The following is a 17,749-nucleotide window of genomic DNA, read 5'->3' as shown; positions in this document are numbered from 1 at the left end:
GGTCCGGGGCGGACGGGTCCTGCGCCTCCGGCTCGGTGCAGTGCACCTGTGGAGGAACGACGGGAGGGACGCCCCGGGCCGGGTGGGCACGGGACGTCGGGGGACGGCGCGTGCCTACGCGGGTTCGCGGAGGGAGTCGTTCGCGTACTGCACGGCGGGCAGCACGACGAGCTGCTCGAGCTGGTGCTCGAGACGGCTGCTGTGCTGCTGGGCGCGCATCGCGGTCCTTCCGTGATCGCCCGGGGCGGGCGGCCCTGCCGGGTCGGCAGGAGGACCGACAGTAGTGCGACACGCCCGGACGGCACAAGTCACCCGGGCGTGTCGCGGCCCTGCGCAGGTTCCTCGGTGCGGCTCCGCGGGTGTCGGCGGGCTCGGTCCTGCACCGACAGGAGGCTCGGCACACGTCTCCACAGCGGGGTACGCCCGGCTGATGGCAGCACCCGCCGACCGGGCAGTGTGGAGGCATGACCGAACGGACCCGCGACACCCCCGACGCGAACGACAACGAGGAACGCACCGACGGCTACGTGCCCCTCCGTTCCTACGGAGCGATCGGCGACGGTCGGACGGTCGCGCTCATCGCGCGGGACGGCCGGATCGACTGGCTGCCGATCCCCTCGATGGACTCCCCGCCGGTCTTCGCGAGCATCCTCGATGCCGAGCACGGTGGACACATCGCCCTCCGCCCCACGGGGGACGCGACCGTCGAACGCGAGTACCTGCCGGGCACGAACGTGCTCGTCACGACGTGGACGACCGACAGCGGGTCCTGCACCGTCACCGACGCGATGGTCACGGGCGTCGCGGGCCGGCTCCCCTGGGCCGAGATCGGCCGTTGCGTGCAGGGCGTGCGCGGCACCGTCGAGATGGAGTGGGCGGTCGTCCCGGGCACCCTGCTGAACACGGCCGAGCCGAAGCGGCTGGACACCGGCAACGGCACGGTGATCGGCATCGACGGCGTCACCATCGGGATCGTCCAGCACGGCTTCGAGCCGGTGCACGACGACGGCCCGCGCTTCTCGGGGCGGTTCTCGACGAGCGAGGGATCCAAGTCGATCCTGACGATCGTCGGCACCGAGAACGAGCCGATCTTCCTGCCCGAGCCCGAGTTGACACTCGACGCGGTGGACCGGACGATCGCGAACTGGTCGACCTGGTCCGAGGAGTTCTCCTACGACGGCCCGTGGGCCGAGGCGGTCCAGCGGAGCGCCCTCGCACTGAAACTGCTCATCTACGCTCCCACCGGCGCGATCGCGGCGGCTCCGACGACGAGCCTGCCGGAGGACCGCACGGGCGGCAAGAACTGGGACTACCGGTTCGCCTGGGTCCGCGACCTGGCGTACACGGTGCACGCGCTCACCCGGTTCGGCCTGCGCGAGGAGACGCACGCCGCGGTCTCGTGGGTCATGCGCACGATCGCCGAGCACGACGAGACCATGCCGATCTTCTACGAGCTCGACGGCTCGAAGACCGACGGGGTGGAGGAGCGGGACGTGCCGGGCTGGCGCGGCATCGGGCCGGTGACGATCGGCAACCGCGCGGGCGACCAACTGCAGCTCGGGGTCTGGGGCGACGTCTTCGAGATCCTCCGCCAGTACGTGAAGGCGGGCAACGTGCTCGACCGCCAGACCGCGAGCGTGCTCGAACGTCTGGCCGACGACGCCTGCCACCGGTGGGAAGAAGCTGACTCGGGGATGTGGGAGCTGCAGGAGACGCAGCACTACGTGACGAGCAAGATCGGCTGTTGGCAGGCGCTCGATGCGGCAGTCGAGCTGCACGACGCCGGGATGATCGACGGGCCGCGCGAGAAGTGGATCGAGAACCGCGAGCTCATCGAGCAGTGGGTCTCCGAGCACGGCTGGGACGAGGAACGCGGGCACTACGTCATGTACCCGGGGTCGGACGCGCTGGACACCTCGATCCTCATCCACGCGATGTCGTCGTTCGACCGCGGGCCGCGCATGGCGTCGACGATCCGCGCGATCGAGGAGCAGCTGCAGCGCGGCCCCCTCGTCTACCGGTACTCCGGCATGGAGCAGGAGGAGTCACCGTTCGTCGCGTGCTCGTTCTGGCTCGCGGCGGCGATGGCGTGCACCGGGCGCGTGGACGACGCCCGCACCCTGATGGACGAGATGGTCGCCCAGGCGAACGACGTGGGCCTGTTCAGCGAGATGCTGAGTGCTGACGACGGCGCCTTCATGGGCAACATCCCGCAGGGGCTGTCGCACCTGGCGCTCATCCAGGCGGCGCTGACGATCGAGGAGGTCGCCGCGGAGGCGTGACCCGTGGGCTCCGTGCACCTGCGAGGGCGCGGTCGTGCGCGCATCGCGGGAGTGGGGCTCCACCCACACGGGGTGGTTCTCCGCCACCTTCCGTGCCCGGTACGGCGGGCACCCCGAGCAGACGCTCCGTCGAGGACGAGACCGCTCGGGGCGTCGGCTGTGAGCACGGCGGTCGCCGTCCACACAGCCGGACGCGGGATCAGACGCTGTGCACGTACTGGTAGCCGTTCCGGGCCATGGGACGGTGCAGCCGGACGCGGGTCGCCGTCCAGATCTCCCCGCGGTACTGCAACGAAGCAGGTGCGGTGCCCCGGACGGTGAGGCTGACGTCCTCGTGGCCGGGGTCCTGCAGCACGAGGGTGCGCAGCACCCCTGCTGGGTCCGGTGTGACGTGGGTGGCGGGATCGGTCACGGTGTTCCGCTCACCCTGCAGCGGGCTGGTGTGCAGGCCGGGCCGGTCCGACGTGCGGTGCCGGTTCACACCGCACGGAGTTGCTCGTCGGGGACGAACCGGATGCGCTCTGCGGCGCGGGTGACGTCCCGCGCCCGAGCGAGCTGCGCATCCTGAGCCAGCTGCGCGTCGTCGCGGGAACGCTGCGCCTTCAGGAGGGCGTCGCTGCTGATCTGGTGCACGAGGTTCGCGAGAGCGGTCGCGAGCCCGCGCTCCAGCTGGTCGAGGTTGGTGTGTCCGATGACGAGGCGACGGTCGTGGACGGTCAGCGTGACCTCGGGGTACCCGGAGCGTTCCAGCGCCCTGTGGCTCGTCGATGCCTCCAGTGCAGCGACCTCGTGGGGGTCCGGTCGCCGGTTGAAGACGGCCGGGACGTCGTAGAAGTGCTCCGCGTGCTGCGTGCCGAGGGCGGTCGGGAGACCCGATGCGACCACACTCGTGAGCGCGAGGTGCTGGTCGGCGGTGGTGGGTTGGCCGGTCATGGTTGGCTGCTTCCGTCGGCGGTGATGACCGCCGTGCCGCCTGCAGCGCTGCCGACGTCACGGTCGGGACCGCCTGCTCGCAGCATGACCCCCTCGGTTGCGGATCGGCTGCATGCTGTCCACATCCGCACGACCAGCACCGCACGCGGGACGACGAGCAGTCGGCGGAGCGACGAGCAGTCGGCGGAGCGACCCACGGCGATGCTGCAGTACCCACCGGATTGCTCCCGGTGGGCCGCCGCTGCAGCTCAGCCGAGGGTGATCGCGACGAGTCCGGCGACGCCGACCAGGTAGAGCACGACCACGACGAACGAGTCGACGCCCATCCCGACGATCCGCCGCTTCGGCCGGAACACCAGGCCGACCGCGTAGACCAACGTCAGCAGCGCGGCCAACGCCGTCAGGTAGACATCGCTCGCGTTCGCCTGCGGCAGCACCGCCTTGCCCGACAGCACCGTCGCGACCAGGAACAGCACCGGCAGGAAGGCGTTGCCGCCGAAGATGTCCGACACCGCCAGGTTGTCGTCGCCCTGGCGGACCGCCTGGATTCCGGTGGAGATCTCCGGCAGGCTCGTGGCGAGGGCCAGCACCGTCGCACCGAAGAGCACCCCCGACAGCCCGATCTGCTCCGACGCCGCATCGCCCGCTCGCTCCAGCACCACGCCGGCCACGAGTGTCGCCAGGGCCGACACCGTGAATACGACGGCCGCCTTCCTCGTGCTCATCCGGGGCGGGTCCTGCTTGCGGGTCCGGTGACCCGAGGTGTGCGGCGACGCGTCCGGCGCGCGCCCGTCCTCGTGCCAGGGCAGGCCCTTGCCGGCACGCTGCACGAGCAGGAGTCCGACGACCCAGATGACCGCGATGAGCACCACGTCGGGCGTGAGCCGCGCGACCACGAGGTCCGGCGGCAGCTGGCTCCCCGCGACGACGACGGCGAGCACCGCGACGACGACGATCGCCTCGAGCACCAGGGCGAGCGACGCCGCTCGGAAGGTGAGCGGCCGAACCCCCTTGCCCCGCTTGCCGAAGGCGTCGAGGATCGCGATCACGACCGTCTGCAGGGCGATGCCGCCGAGGATGTTGCCCGCGGCGACCTCGATGTTGCCGGACAGACCAGCACTCACGGTGATGGCGATCTCGGGCAGGTTCGTCGCGACGGCGAGCACGATGAGGCCCCCGAGGGCGCTGCCGAGGTGCAGACGGTCGTCGAGGACGTCGGTGGTCTTGGAGAGCTGGATGCCCGCGACCCAGATCACCGCGGCGCCGGCCACGAAGATCAGGACGAGCGCCCACAGCGGTAGCGATGCCATGCACTCGACCGTGGCCCGAGGAGCCCGGGGACGCTCCGAGGCGTGCGTCGAACGGCTCGGACGACCTCGCCGGCACGCGCCTCGCACCCCTGGTGGCTGAGCACGTCGTCGGCGGTCAGGCGCATGATGGACGGGCGATGAACGACGTCGACGCACGTATGGACCGGCTGCGACGAGCTGCCCGGTACCGGTACCAGCAGCTGGTGGACAGCGAGGTCGAGCGCGGCTCCCTCGACCCGGACGAGGTCCGCGAGGAACGACGCCTGCTCCGATTGCAGGACGTCGAGCGCCACGCACGTGCCCGGATCGAGGAGGCCGAGCGCTGCGGGGTGTTCGAGGGCAACCCGTACCACGGCAAGCCGCTGCCGGGGAACGACGGTCGACACGACCCGGACTGGTGGATCAAGGCGAAGATCGAGCGCGAGGACATCCGCGGCATCGCCCCGCCCGCCCTGGCGCTCCGGACAGAGGACGCCGAGCTCGACGACCACCTCGACGCGCTCACCACCGAGGACGACGTCCGCGCGGTCCTCGTCGACTTCAACGCCCGGGTGAAGGAGGCCCGGCGGCAGTTGCTCGGCGGACCACCGGTCGTCACGCCGATGCGCGACGTCGACGCCGAGGTCGGTCGGTGGCACGACCGGCGCGGTGCCCGACGCGCGGCGGACGAGCGTGCCGCGGCCGAGCGTGCCGCTGCGGAACGGGCGGAGCGGCCTCGTCGGTGGTGGCGTCGACGCTGACCCGGCGCTCGGTCGTCGGCGGTGCGGACGACCGCGCAGGGGCGTGCCTGCAGGCTGTCCGGACACGGCGGAAGGCGCCGTCCCCGTGGTGAGGGGGCGGCGCCTTCGCGTCGTGGTGCGGTGGAGTGCCGCGGGGGTGTTACTTGATCTGGGCGGTGATGGTGGCGGTGCCGACGAGCATGCCGCGCTTGACGGCGTCCGTGCTGAAGGTCTTGTTCAGCAGGTCGGCTGCGTCCTGGCTGATGTGGACGGTGGTGCCGGTCAGGACCGCGTTGTCACCCTCGAGCTGGAGCGGCTTGAGCGTGCCACCCCAGAGCTCGAACAGGTACGCGTTCGACGCGGCGACCTCACCGTTGACCAGGACGTCACCGTAGAGCTTGGACGAGCCCGGGTTCACGACGAAGTTCTCCAGCGTCACCGTGGTGTCACCGGCCTTCAGGGTCAGACCCGAGTCGTCGTGGTTCAGCAGGCCCTGCACGTAGGGGCGGTAGTCGCCGTCCGGGCTCCAGTACGTCACCGAGCCAGCGGTGATCGGGAACGACACCGAACCGTCCTCGAGCTTGGCGTTGCCGGACACACCCGGGGTCAGACCCAGGGAGGTCAGGGCGTCGGTGAAGCCCTTGTCGAGCGCGACGGCGGTGTTGCCACCCTTGACCTCGGGGACCGAAGCGACCGGGGCGGGGATCTTCGACTCCGACGACGACGACACCGTCTGCACGTTCGGGGTCGCAGCGTTCGCGGAGCTGATGCCGAACGCGGCGCCACCCAGGACGAGGGCGCCGGTGGTGGCGAGGGTGATCGAGGTCTTCATGGACTTGCGCATGATGGGTTCCTTCCGTTGTCGCGCTCGGCGCGATTCCCTGTGTGCGCGCCGAACACACCCCGTACAGGGGTGGAGAACCAGCTACCTGCGGCTGGTGAGCGCTCCGGGTGTTTCCCGGTTGATGCAAGGGATTCGACACCCTCGCCCGATCGGTTTGGAAGATGTTCCTGGGGAACTGCTGGCCCCTCCTCCGTAGCGTGGGGGCATGGCCCCCGCACACATCCCGAGCACCGACCGGATCCGGGCGATCGACGCCTGGTGGCGCGCCGCGAACTACCTGACGGTCGGGCAGATCTACCTCCTCGACAACCCGCTGCTCACCCGCCCCATCGACCCGGACGACGTCAAGCCGCGCCTGCTCGGGCACTGGGGCACCTCCCCGGCGCTCAACCTCGTCTACGCGCACTGCAACGCGCTCATCGCCGAGACCGACCGCGACCTCCTCTACGTCTGCGGCCCCGGCCACGGTGGGCCCGCGATGAACGCGAACGCCTGGCTCGAGGGGACCTGGGGCGAGCTGTACCCGGAGATCACGCCGGACCCCGAGGGCCTGCGGAAGTTCTTCCGGCAGTTCTCGTTCCCCGGCGGCATCCCGTCGCACGCGGCCCCGGAGACACCCGGCTCGATCAACGAGGGCGGCGAACTCGGATACTCCCTGGCGCACGCGTACGGCGCGGCGCTCGACAACCCGGACCTGGTCGTGGCGTGCGTGGTCGGTGACGGCGAGGCCGAGACCGGCCCCCTGTCCGGCTCCTGGCAGGCGCACACCTTCCTCGACCCGGTGTCCGACGGTGCCGTGCTGCCGATCCTCAACCTGAACGGGTGGAAGATCGCGAACCCGACCGTCCTCGCGCGCATCCCCGACGAGGACCTCACCGCGTACTTCCGCGGCCTCGGCTACGACCCGATCGTCGTCGACTCCGCACGCGTCGACCACGATCCCTTCGCGGTGCACGCGTTGTTCGACGGCGCACTCCGCCGCGCACTCGCCGCGATCGACGACATCCAGGCCGCTGCACGTGCGCAGGCACAGCGAGCCGCAGCGGGACAGCCGGCAGGCGCAGCCGACCTGCGTCCTCGCTGGCCCATGATCGTGCTCCGTACCCCGAAGGGCTGGACCGGCCCGCAGGAGGTCGACGGCGAGCGCGTCGAGGGCACCTTCCGCGCCCACCAGGTCCCGCTGCCGGCCGTGCGCGAGGACGCCGGACACCGTGAGCAGCTCGAGGAGTGGATGCGCTCCTACCGTCCGGACGAGCTCTTCGACGCCGACGGGCAGCCGACCGGGATCCTCACGACGATCCGTCCGCAGGGCGAGCACCGCATGAGCGCGACGCCCCACGCCAACGGTGGACGGATCCGGACCGCGCTCGACCGGCCCCCGCTCGAGCCGTACGCCGTGCCCGTCGGCGAGGACGCCAGCGCGACCGCGACGCTCGGCCCCTGGCTCGCCGAGCTGACCTCGCGGAACGCCGAGAGCTTCCGCCTGTTCGGCCCCGACGAGACGATCTCGAACAAGCTCGACGCCGTCTTCGACGTCACCTCGCGCGTGTGGCGTGCCCGCCGCGGCCCCGGCGACGAGCACCTCGGTGCCCGCGGGCGGGTGATCGAGGTGCTGTCCGAGCACCTGCTCGAGGGTCTGCTCGAGGGCTACGTGCTGACCGGCCGCCACGGCCTCCTCAACACGTACGAGGCGTTCGCCCACATCATCGACTCGATGGTCGGCCAGTACGCCAAGTGGCTGGAGTCCTCCACCGACATCGACTGGCGGGCCCCGGTGTCGAACCTGTCGATCCTGCTGTCGTCGCACGTGTGGCGGCAGGACCACAACGGGTTCTCGCACCAGGACCCCGGGTTCCTCGACGTCGTCGCGTCGAAGCAGCAGGACCTCGTCCGCATCAAGCTCCCGGCCGACGCGAACACCCTGCTCGCCGTCGCCGCCCACGCGTTCGAGACGACCGACCGCATCGAGGTCATCGTCGCGGGCAAGCACCCCGAACCCGTGTTCCTGTCGATCGAGGACGCCGTCGCACACGCCGCAGCGGGCCTCGGCGTGTGGGACTGGGCCGGTACCGAGCAGACGGTGGGCCGCGCCGACGTCCTGCTCGCGAGCGCCGGCGACGTGCCGACGGTCGAGGCGATCGCGGCGGCGGACATCATCCGGAAGCACGCGCCCGAGGTCGGCGTCCGCTTCGTCAACGTGGTCGACCTGCTGTCGCTCGGCGACCCACGCAAGCACGAGCACCCCGTCAGCGACGAACGCTACGACGAGGTCTTCCTGCCCGGGACGCCGACCGTCTTCGCGTTCCACGGGTACCCGTCGCTCGTGCACCAGCTGACGTACCGGCGCCACGGGCACGACGACCTGCACGTGCACGGCTTCCTCGAGCAGGGCACCACCACCTCGCCGTTCGACATGCTCATGCGGAACGACATGGACCGCTTCGCGCTGGCGCACGACGCGCTGTCGCGGGTCGACGCCTCGGCACACGCAGACCTGCTCACCAAGCTCACCGAGGCGCGGGAAGCCGCGCGGACGTTCGCCTACACCCGGGGCGAGGACCACCCGTCGCTGTCCGGGTGGGAGTTCCAGGGCTGGCCGCAGGACGAGCCGACCGACGGCGGCACCGGGGGCGACCCGGGTGCCGGTGAGACCGAAGGGGCGGCACCCGGGAACTGACGCCCGCCCCGTCCCTCCTGCACAGCCGGGAGGCACGGCTCCCCCTCCACAGGACCGGTCACGCCCGCCGCGTGGCCGGTCCTGTGCTGTCACGCTCGGGGCATGGACGTCGGGTTGGTGAGCGCGGTGGTCGCGCTGGTCGGGGCCGCGGTGGCGGCCGCGAGCGTCGTCGTGACCCTGATCGAGGGGCGGAGGACGCGGCGAAACACAGAGTTCTCGGTGCACCGGGACCTCTGGTGGCAGCGTTGGACGTGGGTGGTGGAGCGGGCGCTCTCACGAGACCCGGACGACCACGATGCGGCGGCGCTCATGACGTACGCGCTGACGACCCGCTCGTGGGTCACCCCGGACGACGAATGGGTCCTGACGGAACTCGAGCAGGCGGAACGACGGCGCCTCAGAGAACGCGGACCGACGAAGGAGGACGAACCAGATGATCACCGATGAGCCCGACGACCTGTTCAAGCGGCGGCTCGCCAGGGTCGAGCGCGCTGTCGAGAACCTGCTCGCGGACCCGCACTACGGCCCGCTCGTGGAGCCGGAGGGGCGGCTGGAGTTGCTCGAGGACCTCCGCCAGGAGTGGCGGGAGCGTCAGGAGCGCGCCCGTCGCCGAGCCTCGGAGCACGAGACGGCGAGCACCGAGGGCTGACGTGCCAGGCTGGGCACGTGCAGGACCTCGTCATCCCCGCCCCGGACCGACCGACCCTCCCGACGTCGGTCGGCGGCCGGTTCCCCGTGCGGCGCGTCTACTGCGTCGGCCGGAACTACGCCGCGCACGCCCGCGAGATGGGCCACGATCCGGACCGCGAGCCGCCGTTCTTCTTCACGAAGCCGTCGAGTGCGCTGGTCACCGATGCCGCCGACACCGCGTACCCGCCCGGCACCGACCAGCTCGAGCACGAGGTCGAACTCGTCGTCGCGCTCGGACGGAGCGGGCACGACCTGTCGGTGACGGATGCCCTCGGCCTGGTCTGGGGGTACGGGGTCGGGCTCGACCTCACCCGGCGCGACCTGCAGGCCGAGGCCAAGCGGCTGGGCCGACCGTGGGACCTGGCGAAGGGGTTCGACGCGTCGGCGCCGATCGGGACGCTGGTGCCGGCAGCAGGGGTCGACCCGACGTCCGGCGCCGTGGAGCTCCGGGTGGACGGCGACCTGCGGCAGTCCGGTGACCTCGCGGACCAGATCTGGTCGGTCGCGGAGACGATCGCCGAGCTCTCCCGGTGGGTCGCCCTCGCCCCGGGCGACCTGCTGCTCACGGGGACGCCGGACGGCGTCGGTCCCCTGCAGCGCGGCGACGTGCTCGACGGGTCGATCGCCGGCGTCGGGACGGTGCACACCCGCATCGTCTGACGTGCCACGCGCACCCGCGCGGTCCACGACGACCACGCGCGCAGCGCGGTCCACGGCGACCACGCGCGCCGGAGCACACACCCCGGGGAGCACGCGCCCGCTGGGAGCACGCGCAGACCGCAGGCGTAGACCCGTCGGTGACGTCGGGGGAGCATCGACGCCAGATCACCGCGACACGACGGAGCCGCTCGACGACGAGTGCGCCGGGGGCCACTCGTGTCGGGACCGAGGAGGTGCGCCGTGCAGGAACACGACCTGCTCGCGACGTCCTGGACCTGGGCGGGCGACGAGCCGATCGCGGAACGGGTCGGGGCCGTCGCGGACGCCGGGTTCGCCGGGCTGTCGTTGTCGCTCGACGACCTCCACGAGGTGCGGGCGACCTCCGGCTTCGCGGCGCTGCGTCGCGCGCTCGACCGCGCGGGGATCGTCTGGGTCCAGCTCGGGCCGCTCGACCGCTGGTGGTCGCACGACGGCCGCTCGACGGATGACGAGGCCGACCGCGGCGTGGTGCTCGAGGCCGCCGCGACCCTCGGTGCATGGCAGGTCGTCGTCCGCGCCGACGCACGGGTGTTCCCCGTCTCAGCGGCGGCGTTGACCACCGACTGGGTGGACCTCGCGACGCGGGCGGAGCAGGTCGGTGCACAGCTCGTGCTCGAACCCGAACCCTGGTCGAACCTGCCGACGGTCGAGCGCGCGTCGCGGTTCGTCAGCGCTGCGGGCCACCCGAACGGCGGGCTCCTGCTCGACGCGATGCACGCTCTCCGCGGCGGCTCGACCCTCGCCTCGATCGCCCACGGTGTCGCCCCCGGTGTCCTCGCCGCGGTCGAGCTCAGCGACGGCCTGCTCCACACGCCGTCGGGGCTCACCCTCGCCGAGGAGTCCCGCACCGCACGGCACCTGCCGGGCTCCGGCGCGTGGGACCTGCCCGGTCTCGTCGGCGTGCTCCGGGGACTGGGCTTCGACGAGCCGTGGGGCGTCGAGGTCCGCACGGCGGCGCACCGGGCGATGCCCCTCGCCGACGCGCTCCGCACCGCCGCGGCCGCCACCCGGGCGGTGCTCGACGCAGCGGACGCCGTCGACGAGCCGGCTGCCCCCGCCATGCCGACCACGCCTGCCCCGGCGTCCGCGGTCGACTTCGAGCCCGGTGACACCGCACACCGACCACCGACGACACCGCCGGCACGGGACCGGCGCCGCGACGCGGGCACAGGCGCACCGGCGTAGCGTCGGTCGCATGACGGATCACGCAGCTGACGACGACCTCCTCCGGCGTTCGCAGGAGTCCATCGACGAGGCCAAGGCCGCCGCGGCCGAGGTCGACCTGCCCGAGCAGGAGGAGCTCATCGACGAGGACCTGCCGGCCGCCGACCACGGGGCACCCGCGGACGGACCCGCTCCGGCTGCCTGACGACCGACCCGGACCCCCGTGGACGGGGACCGACAGACGTGGCGGACCGCCCGGGAGCAGCGCTCCCGGGCGGTCTGTCACGTCACGCGGGATCCGTCGTCGCGGGACGCAGTCGCCGCGGGGCTCAGTCGTCGAGGGAAGCAGTCGCCGCGGGGCTCAGTCGTCGAGGTCGTCCGGCACCTGGTCGCCGAGGAAGTCCGCGTACGTCACCTCGTCCTGGCCAGCGACGACGCCCACGCCGCTGGGCGCGCTGCTCTCCGTGCCGGTGCCCGCACCGGCAACGACGTCGTCCCCTGCGATCGACGCCCGCTCGTCCGCCGTGTAGGGCGGCAGGTAGTTCCCTGGGACCATGTCGGACCCCTTCCCGTCGCGGCGACCGTAACAGCGCAGCGACCCTGGCGACACCGCTCGCACCCGATCGTCCCCCGCGGCGCCGGGGAACGGGGGACGGAAGTTCGCGACCGGCGGACACCATGCGCGTGCATCGTCAGGATTCGCGGACGACGTCCTCCGGGTCCTTGTCAGGCCGCCAGCCCCGCCACGAGGGCTGCCGGAGCCGCCCGTCGGTGGTCCACTCGGCGAACTCGACCTCGCCGACCCGTTCCGGTGCGACCCAGTGCGCGTCGCGGGCATCCGGGCGCGGCACGTCGACGAACGGTGTGGTCTCCTGTTCCAGCGCGCCGAGCACGCTGGCGATCTCGTCGAGGTCACGGTCGCGGAACCCGGTCCCGACCTTGCCGACGTACTCGAGCCCGTCGGGCCCGGGCACCCCGAGGAGCAGGGACCCGATGCCCCCGGCCCTCCGACCGTTGCCCGGCTTCCACCCGCCGACCACGACCTCCTGTGCCGCGTGGTGCTTGATCTTCAGCCATGCCTCGGAACGCCGTCCCTCGGCGTAGCGCGACGACCGCTTCTTCGCGACGACCCCCTCGAGCCGCCGCGCCTTCGACTCCGCCACCGCGCGGTCGAGGTCGCCGTCGACGGCCGGTGGCACGTCCACGGCACCACCGGGATCGACGACTGTCGTGAGCGCCTGACGCCTCGCCGTGTACCCGAGCCGCGTGAGGTCGTGTCCGTCGGCCTCGAGCACGTCGAAGAGGAGCAACCGCACCGGGGTCCGTGCTCGTGCGGCCTCGACCTCGCGCGACTTCGTCAGGCCCATCCGGTCCTGGAGCAGCTGGAACGACGGTCGTCCCCGGTCGTCCAGTGCCACGATCTCGCCGTCGTACACGCCGTCGACCCCGGCCCGCTCGCCGAGCTCCTGGAGCTCCGGGTACTGCGCCGTCAGGTCGTTGTCGTTCCGGCTCCGCAGTGTCACCCGTCCGTCGCGGACTGCCGCCAGGGCCCGGATGCCGTCCCACTTCATCTCGAACGCCCAGTCCGCCGGGTCGAGCCGCTGGGTGCCGGTCGCGAGCGTCGCCTGCATCGTGCGGCGATCGACGGGAGCTGTGTCCGACGTGGCCGCGGCTTCGATCCGCCGCTTCGAGTCGCGGTCTCCGGAGGACGGCCCGGCGGACGGCCCTGCGGACGACCGGGAGGCGCGACCCGCCCCGGTCCCGTCACCCCCGTCCGCCAGCCGGTCTGGCTGCTCCTTGGTGCGGTGGATCAGCCAGTTCTTCTCGTCGCCCTCGCGCCCCTTCCCGCGCCCACGCGTGTGCAGCAGCGCGAGTCGACGGACACCGTTGGCCCGACCGTGCAGCGTGACGATGACCTCTTCGCCGTCCCGCCACTTCTCGAGCTCGTACGTGCCGTCGTCCCAGATCGTCACGGTGCCGCCGCCGTACTCGGCCTTGGGGATCGTCCCCTCGAACGACCCGTACTCGAGCGGGTGGTCCTCGGTCTGCACCGCGAGGTGGTTCTTCCCCGGATCCGTCGGTTCGCCCTTCGGCAGCGCCCAGCTGACGAGCACACCCTCGTGCTCCAAACGGAAGTCGTAGTGGTCGCGGGTGGCGTGGTGCTCCTGGATCACGAAGGTCGGCGTGCCGTCACGCCGCACCGTCGGGGCGTCCGCGGGGACGGGCTCCGGCGTCCGCGACGCGTCGCGCTTCGCACGGTAGGCCGCGAGGCGGTCGCGGCCCGGTTGCTCCGCCGCGTTCACGCGCTGGGTCCGGTCGCTGTCCCAGTGACCGTGGTCGCCCCGGCCCACGGCCAACGAGGCGGAGGCGACCGGGTGCAGGAGGTCGCCGTGCGCCTCCAGGCGGTCCAGCACCTCGTCCAGGGTGAGCTGCGCGAGGCCGCGGTCCCCGAGCTCGTCCCACGTGCGGGGTGCGGCGACCGTCGGCCGGTCACGGCCGCGGAGCGAGTACGGCGCGATCGTCGTCTTGTTGCCGTTGTTCTGCGACCAGTCGACGAACACCTTGCCCCGACGCTCGGCCCGGCTCATCGACGACAGGACCAGGTCCGGCAGGTCCTGCTCCAGCGCCTTCGCGAGCTCGTGCGCGACGTCGCTGACCTGCGCCGTCGTGGCGCGGCCGTCGAGGGCTGCGTACAGGTGGATGCCCTTCGACCCGGAGGTCACCGGGTACGGGTCGAGCCCCATGCCGTGCAGGAGCTCCCTGGCGGCGAGCGCCACCTCGACGCACTCCGGCAGCCCGACGCCCTCGCCCGGGTCGAGGTCGAGCACGAGCCGGTCGGGGTGCTGCTGCGCCCCGCGCGGGCCGAAGCGCCACTGCGGCACGTGCAGCTCGAGCGCCGCCTGCTGCGCCATCCACACCAGGGTGGGCACGTCGTCGACGATGGGGTACTCGGTGTCGTGCTCCTTGTGCGCGATCGTGTGGTGGCGGACCCATTCGGGCGCCGAATCGGGCAGGTTCTTCTCGAAGAAGACCTTGCCCTCGACGCCGTTCGCCCAGCGCTTCCGGGTCACCGGTCGGTCCTTGACGTGCGGGATCATCCACGGCGCGACCCGCTCGTAGTAGGCGATGACCTGACCCTTGGTCGTCCCGGTGGCGGGGTAGAGCACCTTGTCGGTGTTCGTCAGGGCGATCCGATGGTCACCGACCGTGACGGTCGTCTTCCGGGCGACGGGGCTCACAGCGCGACCCCGGTCGCTCCCGCCACGGTCAGGGTGCTGCCGGACGTGTAGGACGACTCCGGGCCGGCCAGGTACACGTACGCGCTGCCGAGCTCGACCGGTTGCGCCGGTCTGCCGAACGGGGTGTCCTGCCCGTAGGCGGCGATCTCGTCCCCGGGGTAGCTGATCGGCTGCAACGGCGTCCAGACCGGCCCCGGCACCACGGTGTTCGCACGGATGCCCTTCGCCGCGAGCTGCCGGGCGAGCCCGTTCGTGTAGGTGATGATGGCGGACTTCGTCGCCGCGTAGTCGATCATCCGGTCCTGTGGCTGGTACGCGGACACCGAGCTGGTGGTGACGATCGCGCTGCCCGGAGCCATGTGCGGAACGGCGGCGCGGACGAGCCAGAACAACGAGTACAGGTTGACCTTCAGGGTGCGGTCGAAGTCCTCGGTCGACTGCTGGGTGACGTCCTCGTGCACCTGCTGGTGTCCGGCGACCAGGACGAGGGCGTCGAGTCCGCCGAGTTCGCTGACCGCGTCACGCACGAGCGTCTCGCAGAAGCGTTCGTCGGTCAGGTCGCCCGGCAGCAGGACGGCTCTGCGCCCGAGGTCACCGACGACGTCGCGGACGTGCTCGAGGTCCTCGCGTTCCTCGGGCAGGGCGTTCAGTGCGACGTCTGCGCCCTCCTTCGCCATCGCGACGGCGGCAGCGCGACCGATCCCCGAGTCGGCCCCGGTCACGAGCACCCGGTAGCCGGGCATCCGTCCCGTGCCGAGGTAGGTCGTCTCGCCGTGGTCCGGCGCAGGGTCCATCGCGCTGGCCAGCCCCGACCCCTGCTGGGTCTGCGGCGGGAACGGCGGCCGGGCGTACTGCGAACGCGGATCCTGCTTGTCGAGCTGGCTCATGGCCCCATGCTGCTCGCCGAGGTGCGCGGGCGGCTCAGGAGCGGTAGCTCCGTGGACAGGAGGTCCCGACGATCCCACTGTGCAGGAGCGCACGACCGACGGTCCGTCCGAGCGAGGAGCGCAGCGGTCGTCAGACCCCGTCGCGGACGGGCGCGGCGAGCAACTGCTCAGCTCCGCGCCGGTCGACGCGGCCCTGCAGCAGGGTGCCGACCCCCAGTGCAGCCCAGACCACCGCGACGCCCCAGTCGCCGATCGTCCCCGTCGCCGCGAGGATCGCCCACAGGGCGGCCAACCCGACGAACGACCATCCGCTGTTCCGGCGCTGCCGTGCATCCGCCACCCACCGCTGCACGCGAGGGCGCCAGACGGCGTCCGGGACCTCGGAGGGCACGCGCCCCTCGTCCACCCACCTCCGGGTCGCCACGAGCGCGGCCCGACCGCCCTTCCGCGACCAGGACCAGACCTGCACTCCGGGGAGCACGACCGCGAGCGCGAGACCGAGCACGACGATCGCGACCCACGGGACCGGACCCGGTCGCAGCACGAAGTACAGCGTCGGCGCGACAGCTCCAGCGACCGCCAGCGCGACGAGCTGCCACCAGCCCACCGCGTCGATCCGGTCGTCGTCAGGCGCCCACTCCCCGCTCGTCCGATCCGTCGTCGTCCCCGCTTCCCCCGTCATGGACCGCAGGCTACGCCCTCCGCCGCAGAGCGCACCTGCCGACCCGACCTGCCGATCCACCCAGAACTGAGGGCCCGTCCGCGGCGGCGCGGGCATCATGTGCCCATGAGGTCGATCTGGAAGGGCTCCATCGCGTTCGGGCTCGTCAACGTGCCGATCAAGGTCTACGCGGCGACCGAGACCCACGACGTGTCCCTGCACCAGGTCCACGACGAGGACAAGGGCCGCATCCGCTACAAGCGCGTGTGCGAGTTCGGCCACGAGGTCGAGTACGCCGACATCCAGCGGGCCTACGACGACGGTGACAAGACGGTCGTCCTCACCGCCGACGACTTCAAGCAGCTGCCCGAGGAGCAGTCGCACGAGATCGAGGTCCTCGAGTTCGTGCCCGTCGAGCAGGTCGACCCGATGATGTTCGAGAAGTCGTACTACCTCGAACCGGACTCCCGGTCCCCCAAGGCGTACGTGCTGCTCCGCGAGACGCTCGCGAAGACCGACCGTCTCGCGATCGTGCAGTTCACGCTGCGGCAGAAGACCCGCCTCGGGGTGCTCCGCGTCAACGACGACGTCATCCTGCTGCAGGGACTCCTGTGGGGCGACGAGGTGCGGGCCGCCGACTTCAAGTCGCTCGACGCCTCGGTGAAGGTCAGCGCGAACGAGCTGAAGATGTCGTCGTCGCTCGTCGAGAGCATGTCCACCGACTTCGACCCGGACCGCTACACCGACTCGTACCAGGAGGAGCTGCAGCAGCTCATCGACGCGAAGCTCGAGGCCGGTGACGACGTCGACACGTCGGACACCTTCGGCGAGCGCTCCGACGACGACGAGGACGGCGAGGGCGGTGACGTCATCGACCTGATGGCCGCCCTGCGGGCGTCCGTCGACAAGAACCGGTCGTCGCGGTCCGGCTCGTCGTCACGGTCGGGAGGCTCGGGGTCGCGTCCGGCGTCCGGCTCCCGGTCGTCGTCGGGGTCCGCTGGTACGGACGACGACGGGGACGCGACGGCGGAGAAGGCCCCCGCGGAGAAGGCCCGGGCGAAGAAGGCCCCCGCGAAGAAGGCCCCCGCGAAGAAGGCCCCGGCGAAGAAGACCTCCGCGAAGAAGCAGGCCAGCTGACCTGCTGGCAGCGGGTCAGTCCGACCCGTCGACCTCGTCGGCGATCGGCTCCCGGAACGCCTCCGCCATGCGCTCCGTGAACGTGATGAACACCTCGACGCTCTCCCGCGGCAGGGACCGCTGGAGCGCTCGCCGGTAGGCCGACCTGAGGGCGCCGACCACCGCGAACCCGTCGACGGTGAGCTCGATCCGCACGCTCCGTCGGTCGTCCGGGTTCCGGACCCGGTCGAGGAACCCCCGTCGGGCCAACCGGTCGAGGAGCGCCGTGACGGCACCGGTGCCCATCTCCAGGTACCCGCCGAGCTCCTTCGGGGTCCGGTCCTCGTCCGTCGCGCCGAGGAACTGCAGCGCGCGCAGGTCCACCGCGTTGAGGTCGTTCAGCACCGCCAGGTGCTGGATCAGGTGGGAGTGCTCCACCTGTGCCGCGTAGAACGCCGCCACCGCGTCATCGAGCGAGCGGTCGTCGTCTCCGAGGTTCCCCGTGGGCAGTCCAGGCACGAGGACACT

At 71.8% G+C, this 17,749-nt stretch carries 18 protein-coding genes; 9 read left to right on the top strand and 9 right to left on the bottom strand.

The window, feature by feature from the left end; translation table 11 throughout:
• The first annotated feature begins 464 nt into the window (after positions 1–464).
• Positions 465–2,282, top strand: a complete 1,818-nt coding sequence (locus tag DEJ22_RS01480; protein WP_111226893.1) for a glycoside hydrolase family 15 protein — start codon at positions 465–467, stop codon at positions 2,280–2,282.
• 199 nt (positions 2,283–2,481) lie between these two features.
• Here DEJ22_RS01480 and DEJ22_RS01475 read toward each other — a convergent pair whose 3' ends face one another.
• The 3 genes from DEJ22_RS01475 to DEJ22_RS01465 all read right to left on the bottom strand — a co-directional run bounded on the left by DEJ22_RS01475 (position 2,482) and on the right by DEJ22_RS01465 (position 4,525).
• Positions 2,482–2,694 carry a hypothetical protein gene (locus DEJ22_RS01475; protein WP_146241739.1) on the bottom strand — a complete coding sequence of 71 codons (213 nt, stop codon included), beginning with the start codon at positions 2,692–2,694 and terminating at the stop codon, positions 2,482–2,484.
• Between the two features lie 65 nt (positions 2,695–2,759).
• Entirely contained in the window at positions 2,760–3,215 is a 456-nt protein-coding gene (locus DEJ22_RS01470) for a hypothetical protein (protein WP_111226895.1), read from the bottom strand.
• Between the two features lie 248 nt (positions 3,216–3,463).
• A complete protein-coding gene (locus DEJ22_RS01465; RefSeq protein ID WP_111226896.1) occupies positions 3,464–4,525 on the bottom strand; it encodes a sodium:calcium antiporter in 1,062 nt (353 codons plus the stop codon).
• Positions 4,526–4,662: 137 nt separating this feature from the next.
• On the opposite strand from DEJ22_RS01465, the gene DEJ22_RS01460 reads away from it, so the two are divergent.
• Entirely contained in the window at positions 4,663–5,265 is a 603-nt protein-coding gene (locus tag DEJ22_RS01460) for a DnaJ family domain-containing protein (protein ID WP_111226897.1), read from the top strand.
• A gap of 139 nt (positions 5,266–5,404) precedes the next feature.
• Here DEJ22_RS01460 and DEJ22_RS01455 read toward each other — a convergent pair whose 3' ends face one another.
• Positions 5,405–6,088, bottom strand: a complete 684-nt coding sequence (locus DEJ22_RS01455; protein ID WP_111228560.1) for an ABC transporter substrate-binding protein — start codon at positions 6,086–6,088, stop codon at positions 5,405–5,407.
• A gap of 205 nt (positions 6,089–6,293) precedes the next feature.
• Here DEJ22_RS01455 and DEJ22_RS01450 point away from each other — a divergent pair, with 205 nt between their 5' ends.
• From DEJ22_RS01450 to DEJ22_RS01425, 6 genes are all read left to right on the top strand, one after another.
• Complete coding sequence (locus tag DEJ22_RS01450; protein WP_111228509.1) at positions 6,294–8,765, top strand: phosphoketolase family protein; 2,472 nt, start codon at positions 6,294–6,296, stop codon at positions 8,763–8,765.
• A 102-nt stretch (positions 8,766–8,867) separates the two neighbouring features.
• On the top strand, positions 8,868–9,212 hold the full coding sequence (locus DEJ22_RS01445) for a hypothetical protein (protein ID WP_111228508.1): 345 nt from the start codon (positions 8,868–8,870) through the stop codon (positions 9,210–9,212).
• Positions 9,199–9,414 (top strand): hypothetical protein, encoded by a 216-nt coding sequence (locus DEJ22_RS01440; protein ID WP_111228507.1) that lies wholly within the window; start codon positions 9,199–9,201, stop codon positions 9,412–9,414. The genes DEJ22_RS01445 and DEJ22_RS01440 overlap by 14 nt, the downstream gene beginning before the upstream one ends.
• A gap of 17 nt (positions 9,415–9,431) precedes the next feature.
• Complete coding sequence (locus DEJ22_RS01435; RefSeq protein ID WP_111228506.1) at positions 9,432–10,115, top strand: fumarylacetoacetate hydrolase family protein; 684 nt, start codon at positions 9,432–9,434, stop codon at positions 10,113–10,115.
• A 240-nt stretch (positions 10,116–10,355) separates the two neighbouring features.
• On the top strand, positions 10,356–11,339 hold the full coding sequence (locus tag DEJ22_RS01430) for a sugar phosphate isomerase/epimerase family protein (protein WP_181430995.1): 984 nt from the start codon (positions 10,356–10,358) through the stop codon (positions 11,337–11,339).
• Between the two features lie 10 nt (positions 11,340–11,349).
• On the top strand, positions 11,350–11,523 hold the full coding sequence (locus DEJ22_RS01425; protein ID WP_181430994.1) for a hypothetical protein: 174 nt from the start codon (positions 11,350–11,352) through the stop codon (positions 11,521–11,523).
• 156 nt (positions 11,524–11,679) lie between these two features.
• Here the strand turns inward: DEJ22_RS01425 and DEJ22_RS01420 are convergent, their stop codons facing one another.
• The 4 genes from DEJ22_RS01420 to DEJ22_RS01405 all read right to left on the bottom strand — a co-directional run bounded on the left by DEJ22_RS01420 (position 11,680) and on the right by DEJ22_RS01405 (position 16,126).
• Entirely contained in the window at positions 11,680–11,874 is a 195-nt protein-coding gene (locus DEJ22_RS01420) for a hypothetical protein (protein ID WP_111228504.1), read from the bottom strand.
• A gap of 136 nt (positions 11,875–12,010) precedes the next feature.
• Positions 12,011–14,557 carry an ATP-dependent DNA ligase gene (locus tag DEJ22_RS01415; protein ID WP_111228503.1) on the bottom strand — a complete coding sequence of 849 codons (2,547 nt, stop codon included), beginning with the start codon at positions 14,555–14,557 and terminating at the stop codon, positions 12,011–12,013.
• Positions 14,554–15,444: an SDR family oxidoreductase gene (locus tag DEJ22_RS01410; RefSeq protein WP_111228502.1), complete on the bottom strand. Its 891-nt coding sequence runs from the start codon at positions 15,442–15,444 to the stop codon at positions 14,554–14,556. Before DEJ22_RS01410 ends, DEJ22_RS01415 begins: the two co-directional genes overlap by 4 nt.
• Positions 15,445–15,574: 130 nt before the next feature.
• Positions 15,575–16,126: a hypothetical protein gene (locus DEJ22_RS01405; protein ID WP_111228501.1), complete on the bottom strand. Its 552-nt coding sequence runs from the start codon at positions 16,124–16,126 to the stop codon at positions 15,575–15,577.
• Between the two features lie 105 nt (positions 16,127–16,231).
• On the opposite strand from DEJ22_RS01405, the gene ku reads away from it, so the two are divergent.
• Positions 16,232–17,242: a non-homologous end joining protein Ku gene (gene ku / locus DEJ22_RS01400; RefSeq protein WP_111228500.1), complete on the top strand. Its 1,011-nt coding sequence runs from the start codon at positions 16,232–16,234 to the stop codon at positions 17,240–17,242.
• Positions 17,243–17,257: 15 nt separating this feature from the next.
• Here the strand turns inward: ku and DEJ22_RS01395 are convergent, their stop codons facing one another.
• Positions 17,258–17,740: a MarR family winged helix-turn-helix transcriptional regulator gene (locus DEJ22_RS01395; RefSeq protein ID WP_111228499.1), complete on the bottom strand. Its 483-nt coding sequence runs from the start codon at positions 17,738–17,740 to the stop codon at positions 17,258–17,260.
• Between the last annotated feature and the right edge of the window lie 9 nt (positions 17,741–17,749).

Source organism: Curtobacterium sp. MCSS17_007, from assembly GCF_003234175.2.
Classification (GTDB): Bacteria; Actinomycetota; Actinomycetes; order Actinomycetales; family Microbacteriaceae; genus Curtobacterium.
Note: the sequence above shows the minus strand (reverse complement) of the source record. Positions and strands in the feature narration are given on the sequence as shown.